Raw genomic sequence first — 16,071 nt, forward strand, 5'->3', positions numbered from 1 at the left:
TTGATGACGAATACCTCAACTGATTCTTCCCCTTCCGAAATCTTCGCTTCGCTCGACGACCATCGCGACCAGCCTGATGAAATGCTTGACCAGGCGATTGAGCATTTTCGCCAGAGTCGGCGAGCGATGGAAATGTTCGAGGCAATGAAGATGCGTGTTCGGCATCGTCTTGGTCTTCCGCTGATTGTCACCGAGCATGATTCGCCTAATTCAGATGCCATTGAACGACAACTCGAAGCTGGACTGCTTGATGCTTGCCGGGCGGCCGGTGCGATGCTGATTGAAGATGGTCATGTCGGCGAAGGTTGGATGTATTTGCGTCCGGTAGCCGACCTGCAACTCGCTCGCGATCTGATCAACAAGGTTGAGATCAACGAAGAGAACTACGACGAAATGCTACAGGTGCTGCTGCACGAAGGCGTGGATGTCGGACGAGGATTTCAGGCGATTCTTGAAAATCAAGGCACATGCAATAGCATCACTCTTTTCGAGCAGCAACTTGTCAGCCGCAGCAAGAGTGATCGTAGCGCCGCGGCAGCACGCCTGCTTGATCACTTTTACAGCGAGTTGTTAACGCTTGTATTGGCAGACGTGGAAAATCGTGATCAAGAAAACCCGAAAGCATTGAAAGCTGACGGCACTACTGAATCGCTTGCTGAAATCGTTCAATCAAGACCCTGGTTGCTGCAAGATAGTGGGTACCACCTTGATACCACTCACCTAGCCGCAACCGTTCGGATTGCGTCTGTTTTAGAGACTCCCGAGCAATGGGAAAAGGCTCGCGAATTAGCAGTCTACGGACGGAAACTAGATCACCGATTCCAGTATCCCGGCGAAGAGCCGTTCAAGGATTTTTATCCAACTTACGCTGCATACTACGATGTCTTGCTAGGAAACAACGTCGAGGCAGGGCTGAAACTGTTTGAACGCAAAGCGAGAACCATGGACGTCGCCGAACACGGCACGACGTGCATTGAAACCTATGTGGACCTTCTTGATCGAGTGGGGCGTCAACGCGAAGCCATCGAGGTTGCAATTTCGCTTGTGCCCGCTGATATTCCGGCTCAGCGTATCGTGCCTATGCTTTTGGAAATTGCAGGACGGGCTACCGATGTGTCCGCGTTTGATCCGATCCTGAACTACTGCCAAAGCAAGGACGATGTGCTTGGTTACGCAGCAGTGTTGCACGCGAAAGCTAAAGCGTAAGCGTAGAGGACACAGTCAAAGGCTTCTCCTCGTCCCACATTTCAAACCAGCTTCGAACCTGCGGCTTAAAATTGCGAGCAGTGCACTTTGCATGATGAGGCAGGGACATAGCTGCGAAGCAAAATTATCGAAACGGGTTTTGCTAACCCTCCAACATCGTTTCCCGAACCCGCCGGTATCGACCTAGCGGCGGCGTTTTACTTTTCGGTGCATCGGATTGAGCTTGGTGGGGACCTGCTTTTCCTTTTCCTTCACGACAGCAACGGGAACAGGGGCTGCTTCAAATCCGTCAATCTGGTCACGCTTAAGCTGCTTGTTGATGCGCTGCTCGATGCTGGTCAAGAATTCACCTTCGCCAGGAACGATAAAGGTAAATGCGATACCATCGCGTCCCATTCGGCCCGTACGGCCGACACGGTGGACATAGTCGTCGCAATCTTGCGGGACGTCGTAGTTGATAATGTGCGAGATCGTGCTGATGTCGATTCCACGACCGACGACATCGGTTGCCACCAGTATCTTTAGCTTCCCATCACGCAACCGCTGCAGCACTCGATCTCGCTCACGTTGCTGCATATCGCCGTGCATGCTACCGCATTCATCGAATTGGTGACTCAGTTGTCGACATAGTCGATCGGTACCGCGCTTGGTCCGACAAAAGACGATCGCTTGAGAAGGTTTTTCTCGGTGCAATAACTTTTCGAGCAGATCGGATTTCTTATTCTGATCGACCGTGAAATAGTGCTGCTCGATGGTCTCGACAGCCATTTCATTCTTGCTGCAATCAATCACCTCTGGTTCGACCATGTAGGATTCAGCGAGTCTGCGGACCGTGGTGGGTAGCGTCGCCGAGAGCAGCAACGTTTGTCGATCTCGTGGGCAATTTCGCAGAATGCGTTCAATTTGCGGGCGGAATCCGATATCAAGCATGCGATCAGCTTCATCGAGCACCACGCACCAAACCTTATTGGTTCGAAGTGATTTACGTTGCAGGTGGTCATGCAAGCGACCTGGCGTACCGACGACAATTTGCACGCCGTTTTCCAGTTGCCGAAGCTGACGGGTAATATTCTTACCGCCGGCCAGAACAGCAATTTCCGTGGGCTCACCATACGCCAGCCTAGCGGCTTCAGCACCGACCTGATCGGCCAGTTCGCGGGTCGGCACGACGATGATCGCCTGCGGATCACGACAATCTTCTAAGGAATCGAGCTGTTCCAAGATCGGAATGGAAAAGGCGGCGGTTTTTCCGGTACCCGTGCGAGCTTGGCCGATGACATCAAGACCATCAAGCGCCAAGGGAATGAGCGCGTGCTGAATCGGCGACGGCTTTTCAAAGCCTGCTTTCTTAAGGGCCCGACGCATCACGGGCGAAAGATCGAGGTCGTCAAACGACGCTTCTTGCGTTTGTTGTTCCTTATTCATAGCGAAAGTCTAACGTGATCGAGGCCCGGAGGTAAGCTCGCGTCGTATCTTCACATCGCGACTTTCCGTTCTGGAACCGCGAATCAGGTCGATTTTCGGCGGGCTGCATAGCGTTTGACCAATTCGTCGATGGTCACGCCGCCCAAAATCACGAGTCCAATGACCGCATATTCGACGGTCGTCGGCAACCAATCCACCAGCGTGATCGTGTTCTTGAGCACCTGCATGACCCCCGCCCCAATCACAACGCCGATCATTGTTCCCTCCCCGCCTCGGAGGCTACATCCGCCGAGCACGGCGCCAGCAATCGCATAAAGTTCGAAAAAACTGCCAAAGTCGACTGGCTGGGCACTGCCGATATCGAGCACCCAGAGGAGTCCGCCTAAACCGCTCATCAAACCGCAAATGACATAGGCCAAGATCGTGATACGGTCGGTCGCGATGCCACTGTAACGAGCTGCCTTTTCGTTTTGTCCGATCGCCAGCATGTAGCGACCATAAATCGTGTAGTTCAGAAAGATTACCGCTAGCACAACCAGTCCAGCCAAAATCAAACACGGGATCGGGATTCCAAAGTCGGTTCCGGGCAGGTCCAGCTTCCCCTGCGAAAGCCACCGCAAGGACTTGTACCCGCCCTGAAACCCTTGAGTCTGGTCCTGAACGATGCCACGAGTCGCACCGCGGTAAATCAGCAACCCGCATAGCGTCACGATGAAAGGCTGTAGCCGCAGCTTTGTGATCAATAATCCATGGAACAACCCTAGTGATAGTGAAATCAGCGTGACCAGCAACAGCACGACCGGGACGGGCAATTCATAGTCCACCAAAAACCATGGCGTTAAACATCCCACGAGGCACACCATCGATCCGATGGACAAATCAATGCCACCGGTGATGATCACGAACGCCGCTCCAATCGATAGAATGCCAAACAAGGCACTTCGTCGGATTAGGTTTTCGATGTTGTATTCCGTAAGAAACCGATCGCTCATCATGGCTGTGATGAGGCAAACGAAAACGAGCAAGCCAAAAATGCCAAGGATTTTTTTCATAAGTGCGTGAACTTTTTCTTAGTCTTCGTTAACGGCCAACGTGTGATTCATGCCCGTCGCCAAACGCATGACCGACTCTTCACTGGCTTCATCGCGAGACAGCTCGCCCGACAACTGGCCTTCATGCATGACCAACACCCGGTCGGACATGCTAAGCACCTCTTCAAGTTCGCTTGACACAAATAGGATCGCAACACCTTTTTCTGCGAGCTCTTCCATCAAGCGATAGATTTCCTGCTTCGCACCGATGTCGACGCCGCGGGTCGGTTCGTCGAGTAAAAGCACCTTCGGTTGCATGGCCAGCCATTTGCCAATCACAACCTTCTGCTGATTACCACCCGACATGTCTTCAACGGGCTGAAAGTCGTCGGATGCTTTGATTCGCATTTCAGCAGTCATGCGGCGAGACGTTTCTCGTTCTTGCGAAAGATTGATTCCGATGCCCGCTCGCTTGTTCGCTTCGAGCCCGGGCAGCGAAACGTTTTGCCGGGTTCCCCAAGCTAAGATCAAGCCCTGCTGCTTTCGATCTTCGGGAACCATAGCTAGTCCCGCATTGATCGCTGCGCGGCAGGACCCGAGCACCAAGTCTTTACCGGCGATACGAATGCTACCCGAAATCGCTGGTTCCACTCCGAAAATCGCAGCAAGCATCTCGGACCGTCCGGCCCCCACCAATCCCGCAACACCGACCATTTCACCAGCTCGAACGTCAAAGTTGACTTCATGTTCCGGTGACCGAGTGGTTCTTAGCCCACGGACTTCTAACACCGTGTCACCTACTTCATGGTCACGGCGAGCGTAGAACTGCGAAATGTCACGTCCCACCATGCCTTGAACCATCGCATCGTGGTTGATCTCATGCTTGTCGAGCGAACCGACAAAACGACCATCACGCAGAAAGCTGACTCGGTCAGCCAGTCTTGAAACTTCGTTGAGTCGGTGAGAAATATAAATCACCGTCACATTATCACGCCGAAGCTTTTCGACCACTTCAAACAACGCGTCGGTTTCGTGCTGCGACAAACTACTCGTTGGCTCATCCATGATCAGCACACGAGCGCGAGTGGATAACGCTTTGGCGATTTCGACAAGCTGCTGCAGCCCAATGGTCAGATCGCCGACCTTCGTCGCAGGATCGACATCAAGACCGACCATGTTCAAGAACTCTCGTGAGCGTTTGGTAATCTCAGCGAAATCAATCAACCCGAATTTGCGAGGCTCCCGTCCAAGAAAGATATTCGCGCCCACGTCCAAGTTGTCAGCAAGATTCAATTCTTGATGAATCAGTGCAACTCCGGTGGAAAGCGCATCTTGCACACTTCCCAATTCTACCGGTTTTCCATCGTACAGAATCTCGCCTTGATCGGGCGGTTGTACTCCGGCCATGATCTTCATCAGTGTGCTTTTGCCCGCACCATTCTCGCCGATCACAGCGTGCACTTCGCCACCGCGAAACGCGAGCGATACATCGTCAAGCGCCGTCACTCCAGCAAATCGCTTGGACAGATGACGGACTTCAAGGCGGGCGGGCTGGTCGGTATTCAAGTTCGCGATCGCTATTCTTGCCCGAGCGTCTTCTTGAGGTCCGCCCAATACTGATCGACATTCTCTTTGCGAATTTGCTCGGCGGGAATGTTCAAGAATTTGGAATTGGGAATTCCTAGCTCTTCAAGCGATTGCCCACGAGCAAGCCCCGCTAGAACGCGAACGGATTGTCTTCCGTACTCAAAGGGGTTCTGGACCACTGTCCCAAAAACGTGCCCGGCCTGGATTCCGGCGAGTGTTTCATCGGCTTCATCAAACGCGATGACTTGAATCTTCCCGAGCTTGTCAGCCTGCGTTAACGCTTCCAAAATCAGCGGTGGATTGTACGCGAACAAACCAACCATCCCTTGGATATCAGGGTGCCGCGACATCACGTCCTCAACATTAGCTTTGGCGGCACTGAAATTGGTCTTATCAGTGTACGTGCCAACGATGTTCCATTTGCCTTCAACGATTGCAGCATCTGGTGGATCCATTCGAGAAGCATCCTCGCTACGATCGAGCATTGCATCGATCACACCTTGTCGGCGACGACGGGCATTGTCTTGGTCCATGCGACCGATAAACAGCGCAACCTTTCCACCTTCTGGCATCGCTTCTTTGACAAGTTCACCACACAAACGTCCCGCCAAATAATTGTCCATCCCGATGTAACATTCGCGATCAGATCCAGGTGCGTCACTGTCGTGCGTGATCAAGTGAGTGTGCTGAGCGGCTTTATTGAGCAAGTCGATTTGGTTGTCTGGGTCAATCGCCGTAATCGCAATTCCATCAACCCCCTTTGTGATCAAGTCTTCGATCATGCGAGTTTGGTCGGTAATCCCTTCGGTGGGCATTAGGACTTCGACGTCTGAATCGAATTCCTGTCCCCCTTTTTCGACGCCTGCTTTGGCAATCACCCAAAACGACGCAACGCAATTGGTCACATAAGCAACCGAAGGCCGTTCACCGCTAGTTTCAGATGGGTTTCCAGAACTAGATGTCGACGACGAGCGACCTGAACAACCGACCGCAAGCGACGCGACAAGTAAGCAACTTAGAAATCGTTTCATAAAGAATTCGATCGGGACGATCGTCGTTGAGAAGGAATTCACTGAACGTAAATTCAAAAGACGGGGCGATGCAAAAGACAGGGCGATTCAAAGAACATTGCGAATCGCCAATTTTAGGTTGCCGTGACTACCATCGCAACCTTTCACGGGTGTCGTCGTGTCAATAACATTTCATGCGAATGGATCGCGTTGCTCACGCACAAGCATGCGATTGGCCAGATCGTCTCCCACGAACTGTTCAGACGCTGCGTCCCACTTCGCGACGCGACCCGGACCTGTTTGCGGAAACAGTCGAATCATCGCGTTGGCGATGTGGCAGAGCACAGCGGAGGCATGACCGACTTCGACTGGTGCGCGAGGCTCGCTGCGAGACTTAACGCAGTCGATGAAGTTTGCCAGATGGGAAGAATGGGGATCGTTCACTCCCTTGGTTTTCTCTGGCAAACCTTCCAGCAAATTTGGATCCGACGCCGTGGTGCCTCGATACCCAGTTTGCAGCCATCCATCGGTTCCTTCAAACCGCGTTTGAACTTGTTCTTCGCCACTTTCGCACAGGAGCTCTACTCCATTGGCATACTTACAGCGGAAGCGAGTTTCCGTCGCTGTGTTGAACAGACTGCCTTCGGGTAGGAACTTCGCATCCAGGCACTCAACCTCGGTTGGCCCACCGGTATCGAGTCCCATCCCCCAGTGCGCCATGTCGTTGCAGTGAGCTCCGAAATTGGTGATCTGGCCCCCGGAATAGTCATAGTTGAATCGGAATCGATAGAGACACCGATCTTCATGATAAGGTTGCTGAGGTGCAGGACCCAACCACGTGCGGTAGTCCAAATTCTTGGGAACCGGCATCGGCATCCAACCGGGTCCCGGCCCGACTTTGTTGTTGTACCCAACCTTGGTAATGATCTTGGTTAGTTTTCCGATCTTGCCAGCCTTCGCCGCTTCACAAACGAACTGGCTGATCGGATTGCTACGCTCATGGCTGCCCGTTTGAAGGATGCGATCGTTCTTCCTTACCGCATCGATCATGACGCGCCCGTCGGCGACCGAAAACGTCAGGGGCTTTTCACAGTAAACGTCTTTGCCAGCCTCCAAAGCCATGACAGTGATCACTCGGTGCCAATGGTCCGGGACCACGATCACAACCGCATCAATGTCATCTCGCTGCAGTACTTCACGAAAGTCAGAATAAGCGTGGCATTGAGCCGCAGCCCCGCTTTTGGATCGCTTTGCGTTGTTCGCTTCCACGAGTTGCTTTGCAGGCGTTGCTCCATAGAAGTGATCTGGTTCCTTGTAGCCGTAACTCCCTTCGTTGACATCGCAAACAGCAAGCACGTTGCCAAGTTCAGCATTCAGGAATCGTCGAAGCATTCCCATGCCTTGATTGCCGGTACCAATGAAGGCAACGTTGATCCGATTACTCGGCGAATCATCGGAAAACGCTTTCGCGTTAACGAGCATCGGTGCCGCGATCACGGCTGAAGACTGAAGAAACTGGCGACGTGTATTCATCTCATTCTCAACGACAAAGGCAAAACGAACTTAACTTTAAAGCGACTTTAAATAGGCAATCGATTTAGGAACCTGAACGTCGATGCTGGGACTTTCATCTTCGATGTAGTAATGCTCCACTCCCGCCTTCTTTGCCGCAGCCAAGACAGCGGGAATATCAATCTGACCATCGCCGAGCGCGACGTCATTTTCGACGGCGGTCTTGCCTGACAAATCTCCCACGACGCCTTTCTTAAGGTCTTTCAGGTGCATCAGCTTGATGCGAGAACCGTACTTCTGAAGAATCTCCACGGGATCCGCACCCGGAAATTGAACCCACAGGATGTCCAGTTCCACAAACACATCATTGGGATTGGTTTGGGCCATCAATACGTCGAACAGAGTACCGTCGCCGTGTTTGGCGAACTCGTAACCGTGATTGTGGTAACAGAACGTCAGGCCAAATTCATTCTTAAGTCGTCGCCCAATCTCGTTGAACTCTCGAGTGGTTTGTTCGGCTAGCTCGAGCGTGAACGGTTGACGGTTTGGGATCCAAGCAACTCGGACAAACGACGCGCCCAAAGTGGTAGCGTTCGCAGCGACTTCATTCGTCTTGGTCTGTAAGTCCACGTAGCTCACACCAAATGACGAGCACTGCATACCTCGTTCATCTAGCATTACGCGAATTTCAGCCGCGGTCTTGCCGAATAGATTCGAGAACTCAATGTCCGTGATGCCTAAGGAAACGATCTTATCGAGCGTACCTGCAAAATCTTTCGGAAATTCATTGCGATACGTGTACGAGACCACGCCCGGTGCTTGCGGGAACAACGGCTCGTCGGCAAACACCGACGTCACCATCAACCAACTCAGCAGCGATAAAAGTAGACGGCTTCTTATAGATCGATTCACTGGCATTCCAAATGATTGACAGAGGACAAAAACTCGTGAGCTAAACTGACCGAGAGTTTAATCGTTTGCACCGGGGCAGTGTAATCGAAGGGTCGACATTTCACACACCATCAGCGGCGAACTCACGGGAACAGTCCGAACGCCCCGTCAGACCTTTCGCCAACAACATGCTTCCAAACGTAGAAACTACTCGGCCAACAATGATTCCAAATAGGCGCGACTTCGGTTGATTTCGGAAGTCACGTCCGCAGTGGCTTCGAGAATGGGCACACCTCTCGGTACGGGATGCATAAAGATCTCAGTCCATCCCGAGAAACGAATATCTTTGAGCGAGTGGAGTATCGGATCGAAATCAAGATCGCCACGACCGGGCATCTGCAAAAGCTCTTGCTCTTTGGGCAACTTCTGGGTGCAGCCCAGCCCGTGTTGCCATGCGTAAAAGACCTCCAGTGAATCGCCCAGTGATTTAATCAATTCGGCGAGTAGCTTTGCGTCTTGCGGCAAGTGGTAAGGAGCTAATGCAATGCCCAAATGTTTCGACGGCCTCAGTTCCGACAACCATTTCAACGAATCGGGGGAATCAATCAGGTTGTTGCCATGATTCTCGATCGCAATCGTCACCCCCGTCTCTTCAGCGATCGCTAGGTGCGGTTTCAATTGTTCAACGAACATCGCCACTGCAGATTTCAACTCGCTACCCGTCAATCCAACCGGACCGCTTCCGCCGGTAACGATCGTTTGACAGCCAAAGCGCGACGCCATTCGCATTTCATCTTGCAACCCAAACGGGCCCAGCTTGTACTGCGTGATACAGCCCAACTGAACATTGTTGTCCTGCAACAGGGCAGCGAATTTCTCTTCCCCTAAGTCATCCATCTGTTCGCGTTGGTTGCCGTGCACTTTGGGCCAAATGTCGATTGCATTCGCTCCCGTCTTCCGAACTTCGGGCAAAATCTTCGCGACGTCTTGGTAACCGTACATGCAAGAACCGACCAAGTACTTCAGCCCAAACGGCTTAGAGTCATCGGCCGCGAAGCCGCTTTCGGGCATCAAAGCGTTTACACTTGCCGCCGTTGCTAATGCACTAAAAGCACGTCGGGAAACAGACAAACGAGGCATGATAGATTTCAGATTCGTGAACTGGAAAACGTATGATTAGATTCACCAAGTGTAGTTCAAAGCTCGATGCCAAAGTGCCAATCTCGCACGCACGTCCCAACAGTGTCGGGGCTTTGCAATGTCAACAAATGTCAATCGCCCCCACCTGAAAACGGTCCCAATCGAGAACCGTGACACGTCGACGGTTACACTAACACGCTTCGTACCCGCTGACAAAAATTGCATTACAACCATGAATCTTTTTCGAATCCTCAGCGCTATCGCGCTATTGGCAATCTTCAATAGCTCGCAAATTCATGGCGTCGAGCCTCATGAACGTACCGCTGACGTCGGCACTGTTAACGGCAACGAAATTCCGGCCTCAGCTCCGCCGATGCCCCGGACGGACATTCTGATCAGCGGCGTTTATCCCCATCTAACCACTTACGGCGTCTACAGTCAAAACGGTGCTCACTACAAAGCTGGGCACGACGAATGTGGCATCGGCGCCATCGTGCCTTGGGCTGGCAAACTCTGGATGGTTAATTACGCGCCTCATATGCCCAAGGGAAGCGAGCACAAGTTATTTTCGATTGATCCTGACCTATCAAAGCCGATGACGGTTCATCCCGAGAGTGTCGGCGGAACTCCAGCGGGCCGAATGATTCACGACGAATCCAACCAGCTCTTAATCGCTCACTACTTAATCGACTCGGACGGATCCATTCGCACCATTTCGCCCGCGAAGATGCCCATCCGAGTCACCGCGATTGCACGTCACCTGACCGATCCCACCAACATGGTTTACTACATCGACATGGAAGGTTCGATCTGGGAAGCGAATGTTCATACGCTCGAGGTGAAACGGCTTTTTGCCAAGCCGGTTCCCGGTTGGCACAGCAAAGGTGGATATACATCGCAGGGTCGGCTTGTTGTATCCAACAACGGAGAGCTACATGCGGGTGACTACAAGCAACTTTTGGTTGGGGGCGAAGCAAAGCACGAAGAGGAGCGTGGCGTGCTTGCGGAATTCGACGGCGCCCATTGGAAGATCATCGAAAGACGACAGTTCACTGAGGTTACCGGCCCTCGGGGAATCCTTGGCGGAAGTGATGGCGATGATCCCATTTGGACGATGGGTTGGGATCGACGCAGTGTGCGGTTGAAAGTCCTCGACGACGGAGTTTGGCACACGTTCTTGCTTCCCAAAGCCGCTTATTGCAACGACGCAAGTCATGGTTGGTATACCGAATGGCCTCGCATTCGGGAAATCACCGAAGGGCGTTGGATGATGGACATGCACGGTATGTTCTACGACTTTCCCGCAACTTTTTCGGCAAAGAATTCAGCAGGCATCAAACCGATCGGTAGCCACCTGAGATACATTCCCGACTTTTGCAACTGGAACGGCCAGCTCGTGTTAGCCACCGATGAAACGAGTATTCAAGGAAACGCACTGGCCGGTCAACCGCAAAGCGCACCGTGGTTCGGAACCTACGACGACCTAAAAACATGGGGACCAGCAAATGCGTATGGCGGTCCGTGGGTTGAAGACAACGTAAAAGCGAATACGCCATCCGACCCGTTCTTGGTGAATGGCTTTGAACGACGCATTGTGCACTTCGCCGTCGGTAAACACAGAACCAGTCAAGGCTTTGGAACACGGGCGTCTGATCAACAAGAAATTGTGGCGATCTCGAACAAACTAGCGACGTTGCCGCGAGTGACGGTGAGGCGAGGTGATTGGCACAAACCAAGCCAGGAATACGCCTTTGAAGTGAACCAGCCTGTGACAGTCTTTTTGGCAGTGGATCGTCGCGGCAGCCCAACCCTTGATGATCAATGGCAACCAACGGATTTGAACGTACGATGGGGAGAGAACTTTCACGATCAAGTGTATCGGCGAGACTTCGACGCTGGTGTAGTCCAGATCCCTCGTAACGATACGCAGCACACTCCAGGCTCCTACGGAATGCCTCACACGGCATTTATCAAAGCAAGTGGATCGAATCTAAAAATTCATCCGCTCGATGGTGCAACTCTTAACACCCCTAACAAAAAAGCTAATCTCGACAGCGGTCAGCCGGTCACGTTCACCATGCAAATCGACGCCGATGGAGATGGGCAATTTCGCAACTTTCGCTCGGTGACGCTTCCCGCCGAAGGATTCACGTCGGTCATCCTCCCCCGTGAACTGGACGCAGTTTGGATGCGGTTTCAAACTAGCCGTGATTGCATGGCAACGGTTTTCCTGCACCAAACATCATCTTATCCCAATGCCGCCACTTCAAATCTATTGACGCAATCCAGCGGTCAAATCTTCGACGGGCTTGCCAACGTTGACGATACTCGTGCCATCCACGCACTCGTTTATCCTGCCAAACGTAATCGCAACTTGCGAGTGATTGCGTCCGACAGCCGATCCTACGAATTCTTAAAACACAACTTTGAGTTCGAGTCTGATTCCTACGACCAAAAGCTAGAAAAGCACCTACGAGTCGAACCGGAGTTCACCGTTGACGAATCCTCCGTTGTCGTTGTGTCACAAAACAAACGATACCGCCTTCCCAAGGGTAACTCCGCGTATGACCAACCCTTTGCTTCGGGTTGGCCGCGAGCGGTAAGAGAAGTCGAATCGGAACGTCATCTAGCTAACATCCACGGTACGTTCTACGAACTGCCCCTTATAAGCAACGGATCACCACCGGCATGGAATCAGATCCGTCCGGTGTCCAGCCACAGCAAAAGGATTACCGATTTTTGCAGTTGGAACGGTTTACTTGTGCTCAGTGGCATCCGGCAGGAAGCAGCCAACGACGGCCACGTCTTTCGCGACGAGCAACTCGGGATCGGACTTTGGTTCGGCGGAGTCGACGACCTCTGGAAGTTTGGCAAACCCGTTGGCAGGGGCGGACCGTGGATGAACTCCGAAGCCAAAGCTGGCATCCCTTCGGACCCTTACCTGATGACCGGCTATGAACACAAGTCCGTTGAACTAGCGCATCGTTCAACGACCCCCGTTACGATCACTTTTGAAATTGACGTCGATGGAAGCGGTTTGTGGGTGAAGTACAAAGACTTCAGCATTCCCGCAAACGTAACGGCGACCCATGAGTTCCCACTCGGCTTTTCCGCATGCTGGGTACGCGCGATTAGTGACTCAGATGTGTCGGCATCGGTGCAGTTCACTTATCGGTAGCCGTGTTGTCATAGACCAAACGGCTTTGCTTTGACTAAGCAGCGAGTCGCTGATGAAGTTATCGAGTTACGTTTGGATCTAGTGGAACTCGAACTTCAGGCTTTGCAGCGGCTGGTTCACCGTTGAGCTGCGATGCAAGCCATTCGAGACCGTCTAGATTGTCTCGCAAGCGGAGTTCCACATCGTCTTGAGTATGACCAATGATTCCGATCGGTCCCTGATAGCCTGATTTGGCGATGATTTTCAACAGCGACAAATCCAAATCACCATGACCAAGCGTCTGAATTTTCATGCCACGCTGGTCGCCATCTGGCATCATGCCGTTAAGGTTCAAGCAGAGCAGGTAGGGTTCCATCGCCGCAATCGACTGGGCAAATCGTTCGACGTGGCTGTGGCCATGATGCTGGTTGTAAACAATACCCACGTTATTCGCGGCGTGATTTTCGCGAAGGTACTCGCATACGGCAATCATATTTTCGGGCTCGCCACCCCAGCCGCCATGGTTGTAGATCCCGACTTTGCAGCCAATCTTGGCCGCGTCGGCGATCACAGGTAGCAAAGCTTCGGCCGCCTGCTTCACTTTCTCGTCTTGGCCGCCAACTGACTCTTTCAGCATCACCCAAAGTTGTGGATGCAAGTCGTACTTTGCAAAGAGTCTCAACGCGTCCTCATGCACATTCCAAAACGCGAAAAACTCGATGCCGCGTTTTTGGTACTCGAGTATTTCTTGCTCGAATTGTGGCACATGCTCTTCTCGCCAATCGTAGGCGACCTTTGTGATCCCTAGCTTCTGGACCATATCCGCTCGCTGAGCGGGTCCACGCTTTTCTGAATCGAAGGGCACAATGCACCAAGCAACGATGTTGTCGCGCTGAAAAACCGATGGCGTGTCTTCTGCGGCGAGCCGACTCGGTGCAATCGCGAACGCGAAGCAACCGAGCAACCCAAACGTCAAGGCGATCAATGGACGACGTTTCATGGACTGTGCGTGACAAATCAGAGTAAAGAAGCTATGGAAGGGTAGGCAATCAGTCTACTCCTTGGAGCATTGCCTTGCTTCATCAAGCAGTTTGATCCAAGGACCGACGAAATGGCCATTGTCGTGGAACGTTCGCCCGGAAACTAAATTGCCGTCGATCACACAGGGTTCATTCACATAAGTTCCGCCGCATACCTCCAGGTCAAATTGGCACTTTGCGACCGTTGCCATTTTTCGGCCACGAACACGATCAGCTCGGGCCGGGATCTCGACGCCATGGCACACGCTCGCGATCGGAGCGTTCTTGTCAAAGAAGTACTTTGTGATGCGAATCAAGTCCGGATCGTCGCGAATGTACTCCGGAGCCCGACCACCTGAAAAGAAAATGCCCAGATAGTCTTCCGGATCAATATCAGCAAACGCGATGTCGGCCTCGATGGTGTAGCCCTCCCATTCTTTAGTGATTGTCCAACCCGGCTTCACCTCATGAAGAACCATTTGGTAACGCCGCTTTTCCGGTGCAGCGACCACGGGCTGGTAACCCGATTCGATCAATCGGTAAAACGGGTACATGGTATCGAGAGTTTCGCTGGCATCACCAACGATGATTAAGACTTGTGGCTGCATTGGATTGGATCTATCGAAAAGGAGAATAAGGGTGGGCACTGTCACCTGCAGTGCGGGCGAGAATTCGTCTTACGCGATTTCATAGCCCTTACGCTGCTCGCGACTTAGCAAGGCGTTCGCTTCATCGTCGCCGTCAAAAGTTTCATCGACTGGGTTCCAATTCAATGACCGATTCAAATGCATTGAAATGTTTCCCAAGTGACAAGTGCTAACGCTACGATGTTGGCTTTGGACATCTGAAATGGGAGTCTGTCGACTCGCAACGCAATCAAAAAAATTGCCCATGTGATTGACGATCGCATCGAGTTTCCCTGCCCGCGGTGGACGCTCAAGATTATCGTGCTGATACACTTGCCAGTCCTCGCGGTTCAGTGGATTTGCCCCCAAAGCTTCCACGGGCGCACCCGTGATCTTACCGCGATTGACGAACATTCGCCCCACGTCACCCGTGAACAGAATGCCGTTGTCACCAGTGTCGCTGACGGTCATCGTTACCCCATTGGCGTACTTATACTTGACGTCAAAATCAACCGCGACGTTGTATCCATTGTTGACCGATGGCATCGTTGCATTGGAATGGATCTCTACCGGATAGGAATCAATCGCCCATTGCGCGATATCGATGTGGTGCGCTCCCCAGTCGGTCATCTGGCCGCCCGAATACTCATACCACCACCGGAACGTGTAGTGCGAGCGTTCTTCGATGTAGGGCACGTCCGGTGTCTGACCTTGCCATAAGTCCCAATTTAAGTGGGAAGGAGGAGTACGAGGTGTAAATGAACCGCTAGTTGCATTTTTCCCCAGCACAACTTCGACCTTCTTCAAGTTTCCGATGCGGCCCGCTCGCACCATTTCAACGGCCAAGCGAAACCGATCATCGCTACGCTGCCAGGATCCAACCTGAACCACACGCCCGGTTTCTTTGACCACCGCGGTCAGCAGCTTGCCTTCGTCGATCGTCAGTGTCAGTGGCTTTTCGCAGTAAACATCTTTGCCAGCTCGACATGCATCGATGACCATCTTCGTGTGCCAGTGATCGGGACTGCCGATCGTAACAACATCGACATCCTTTCTTGCGAGCAGATCACGATAGTCTTCACTGCTATGCGGAGTGCTGCCAAACGCAGCCTTCGCTTGATCGCGCACATGCCGATCCACATCGCAGACAGCGACAATGTCGCCATACAACTGGGCCTTATTCGCAATCACGCTTCCCTGGTAACGCAATCCAATTGCCCCGACGCCAATCCGTTCTACCTTGTGACGAGGCTTCGCCAATTGATCAGACGCGTACGTGCGTGCCGAACCATCTTGCAATGAAGGCCCAAACAACGAACCTCCCAACACCGCGGCACCTAATTGTGTCGAAGTGCCAATGAATCCTCTTCGAGAGAGCGATGATTTTGGCATGGGATCCTCCGAGTGGTTGTTGAACTGACACGGGTCGATTCTAACGAGAGACGCCGCGAACCACATTCCGTATTT

At 52.5% G+C, this 16,071-nt stretch carries 12 protein-coding genes; 2 read left to right on the forward strand and 10 right to left on the reverse strand.

The annotated features are described in order from the left end of the window. Positions 1-3: 3 nt before the first annotated feature. Entirely contained in the window at positions 4-1,206 is a 1,203-nt protein-coding gene (locus Pla22_RS00805; protein ID WP_242631718.1) for a hypothetical protein, read from the forward strand. Positions 1,207-1,389: 183 nt separating this feature from the next. On the opposite strand, the gene Pla22_RS00810 is transcribed toward Pla22_RS00805, so the two are convergent. The 7 genes from Pla22_RS00810 to Pla22_RS00840 all read right to left on the reverse strand — a co-directional run bounded on the left by Pla22_RS00810 (position 1,390) and on the right by Pla22_RS00840 (position 9,802). After that, positions 1,390-2,631, reverse strand: coding sequence for a DEAD/DEAH box helicase (locus Pla22_RS00810; RefSeq protein WP_146512893.1), 1,242 nt, complete (start codon positions 2,629-2,631; stop codon positions 1,390-1,392). An 83-nt stretch (positions 2,632-2,714) separates the two neighbouring features. Continuing rightward, the gene (locus tag Pla22_RS00815) at positions 2,715-3,683 is read right to left on the reverse strand and encodes an ABC transporter permease (protein WP_146512894.1); all 969 of its coding nucleotides are present in this window, start codon (positions 3,681-3,683) and stop codon (positions 2,715-2,717) included. A gap of 18 nt (positions 3,684-3,701) precedes the next feature. Then, complete coding sequence (locus tag Pla22_RS00820; RefSeq protein ID WP_242631719.1) at positions 3,702-5,276, reverse strand: sugar ABC transporter ATP-binding protein; 1,575 nt, start codon at positions 5,274-5,276, stop codon at positions 3,702-3,704. Further along, positions 5,240-6,280, reverse strand: coding sequence for a sugar-binding protein (locus Pla22_RS00825; protein ID WP_146512895.1), 1,041 nt, complete (start codon positions 6,278-6,280; stop codon positions 5,240-5,242). The genes Pla22_RS00820 and Pla22_RS00825 overlap by 37 nt, the downstream gene beginning before the upstream one ends. 171 nt (positions 6,281-6,451) lie before the next feature. Beyond that, positions 6,452-7,792 carry a Gfo/Idh/MocA family protein gene (locus Pla22_RS00830; protein ID WP_146512896.1) on the reverse strand — a complete coding sequence of 447 codons (1,341 nt, stop codon included), beginning with the start codon at positions 7,790-7,792 and terminating at the stop codon, positions 6,452-6,454. 36 nt (positions 7,793-7,828) lie between these two features. Beyond that, the gene (locus tag Pla22_RS00835) at positions 7,829-8,683 is read right to left on the reverse strand and encodes a sugar phosphate isomerase/epimerase family protein (RefSeq protein ID WP_207310280.1); all 855 of its coding nucleotides are present in this window, start codon (positions 8,681-8,683) and stop codon (positions 7,829-7,831) included. Positions 8,684-8,869: 186 nt separating this feature from the next. After that, positions 8,870-9,802, reverse strand: a complete 933-nt coding sequence (locus tag Pla22_RS00840; RefSeq protein ID WP_146512898.1) for a sugar phosphate isomerase/epimerase family protein — start codon at positions 9,800-9,802, stop codon at positions 8,870-8,872. Positions 9,803-10,034: 232 nt separating this feature from the next. On the opposite strand from Pla22_RS00840, the gene Pla22_RS00845 reads away from it, so the two are divergent. Next, a complete protein-coding gene (locus Pla22_RS00845) occupies positions 10,035-12,980 on the forward strand; it encodes a hypothetical protein (protein WP_242631720.1) in 2,946 nt (981 codons plus the stop codon). Between the two features lie 58 nt (positions 12,981-13,038). Here Pla22_RS00845 and Pla22_RS00850 read toward each other — a convergent pair whose 3' ends face one another. From Pla22_RS00850 to Pla22_RS00860, 3 genes are all read right to left on the reverse strand, one after another. Beyond that, complete coding sequence (locus tag Pla22_RS00850) at positions 13,039-13,959, reverse strand: apurinic/apyrimidinic endonuclease family protein (protein ID WP_207310281.1); 921 nt, start codon at positions 13,957-13,959, stop codon at positions 13,039-13,041. 54 nt (positions 13,960-14,013) lie between these two features. Beyond that, the gene (locus tag Pla22_RS00855; RefSeq protein WP_146512899.1) at positions 14,014-14,586 is read right to left on the reverse strand and encodes a DJ-1/PfpI family protein; all 573 of its coding nucleotides are present in this window, start codon (positions 14,584-14,586) and stop codon (positions 14,014-14,016) included. Between the two features lie 69 nt (positions 14,587-14,655). After that, positions 14,656-15,996, reverse strand: a complete 1,341-nt coding sequence (locus tag Pla22_RS00860; RefSeq protein WP_146512900.1) for a Gfo/Idh/MocA family protein — start codon at positions 15,994-15,996, stop codon at positions 14,656-14,658. Positions 15,997-16,071 lie beyond the last annotated feature (75 nt).

This window comes from Rubripirellula amarantea (assembly GCF_007859865.1).
Classification (GTDB): Bacteria; Planctomycetota; Planctomycetia; order Pirellulales; family Pirellulaceae; genus Rubripirellula; species Rubripirellula amarantea.

Bases quoted from the DNA above. Each gene is read 5' to 3' on its own strand.
- Pla22_RS00805 (WP_242631718.1), top strand. From the start codon at position 4: ATGACGAATACCTCAACTGATTCTTCCCCTTCCGAAATCTTCGCTTCG.
- Pla22_RS00810 (WP_146512893.1), bottom strand. From the start codon at position 2,631: ATGAATAAGGAACAACAAACGCAAGAAGCGTCGTTTGACGACCTCGAT.
- Pla22_RS00815 (WP_146512894.1), bottom strand. From the start codon at position 3,683: ATGAAAAAAATCCTTGGCATTTTTGGCTTGCTCGTTTTCGTTTGCCTC.
- Pla22_RS00825 (WP_146512895.1), bottom strand. From the start codon at position 6,280: ATGAAACGATTTCTAAGTTGCTTACTTGTCGCGTCGCTTGCGGTCGGT.
- Pla22_RS00830 (WP_146512896.1), bottom strand. From the start codon at position 7,792: ATGAATACACGTCGCCAGTTTCTTCAGTCTTCAGCCGTGATCGCGGCA.
- Pla22_RS00840 (WP_146512898.1), bottom strand. From the start codon at position 9,802: ATGCCTCGTTTGTCTGTTTCCCGACGTGCTTTTAGTGCATTAGCAACG.
- Pla22_RS00845 (WP_242631720.1), top strand. From the start codon at position 10,035: ATGAATCTTTTTCGAATCCTCAGCGCTATCGCGCTATTGGCAATCTTC.
- Pla22_RS00850 (WP_207310281.1), bottom strand. From the start codon at position 13,959: ATGAAACGTCGTCCATTGATCGCCTTGACGTTTGGGTTGCTCGGTTGC.
- Pla22_RS00855 (WP_146512899.1), bottom strand. From the start codon at position 14,586: ATGCAGCCACAAGTCTTAATCATCGTTGGTGATGCCAGCGAAACTCTC.
- Pla22_RS00860 (WP_146512900.1), bottom strand. From the start codon at position 15,996: ATGCCAAAATCATCGCTCTCTCGAAGAGGATTCATTGGCACTTCGACA.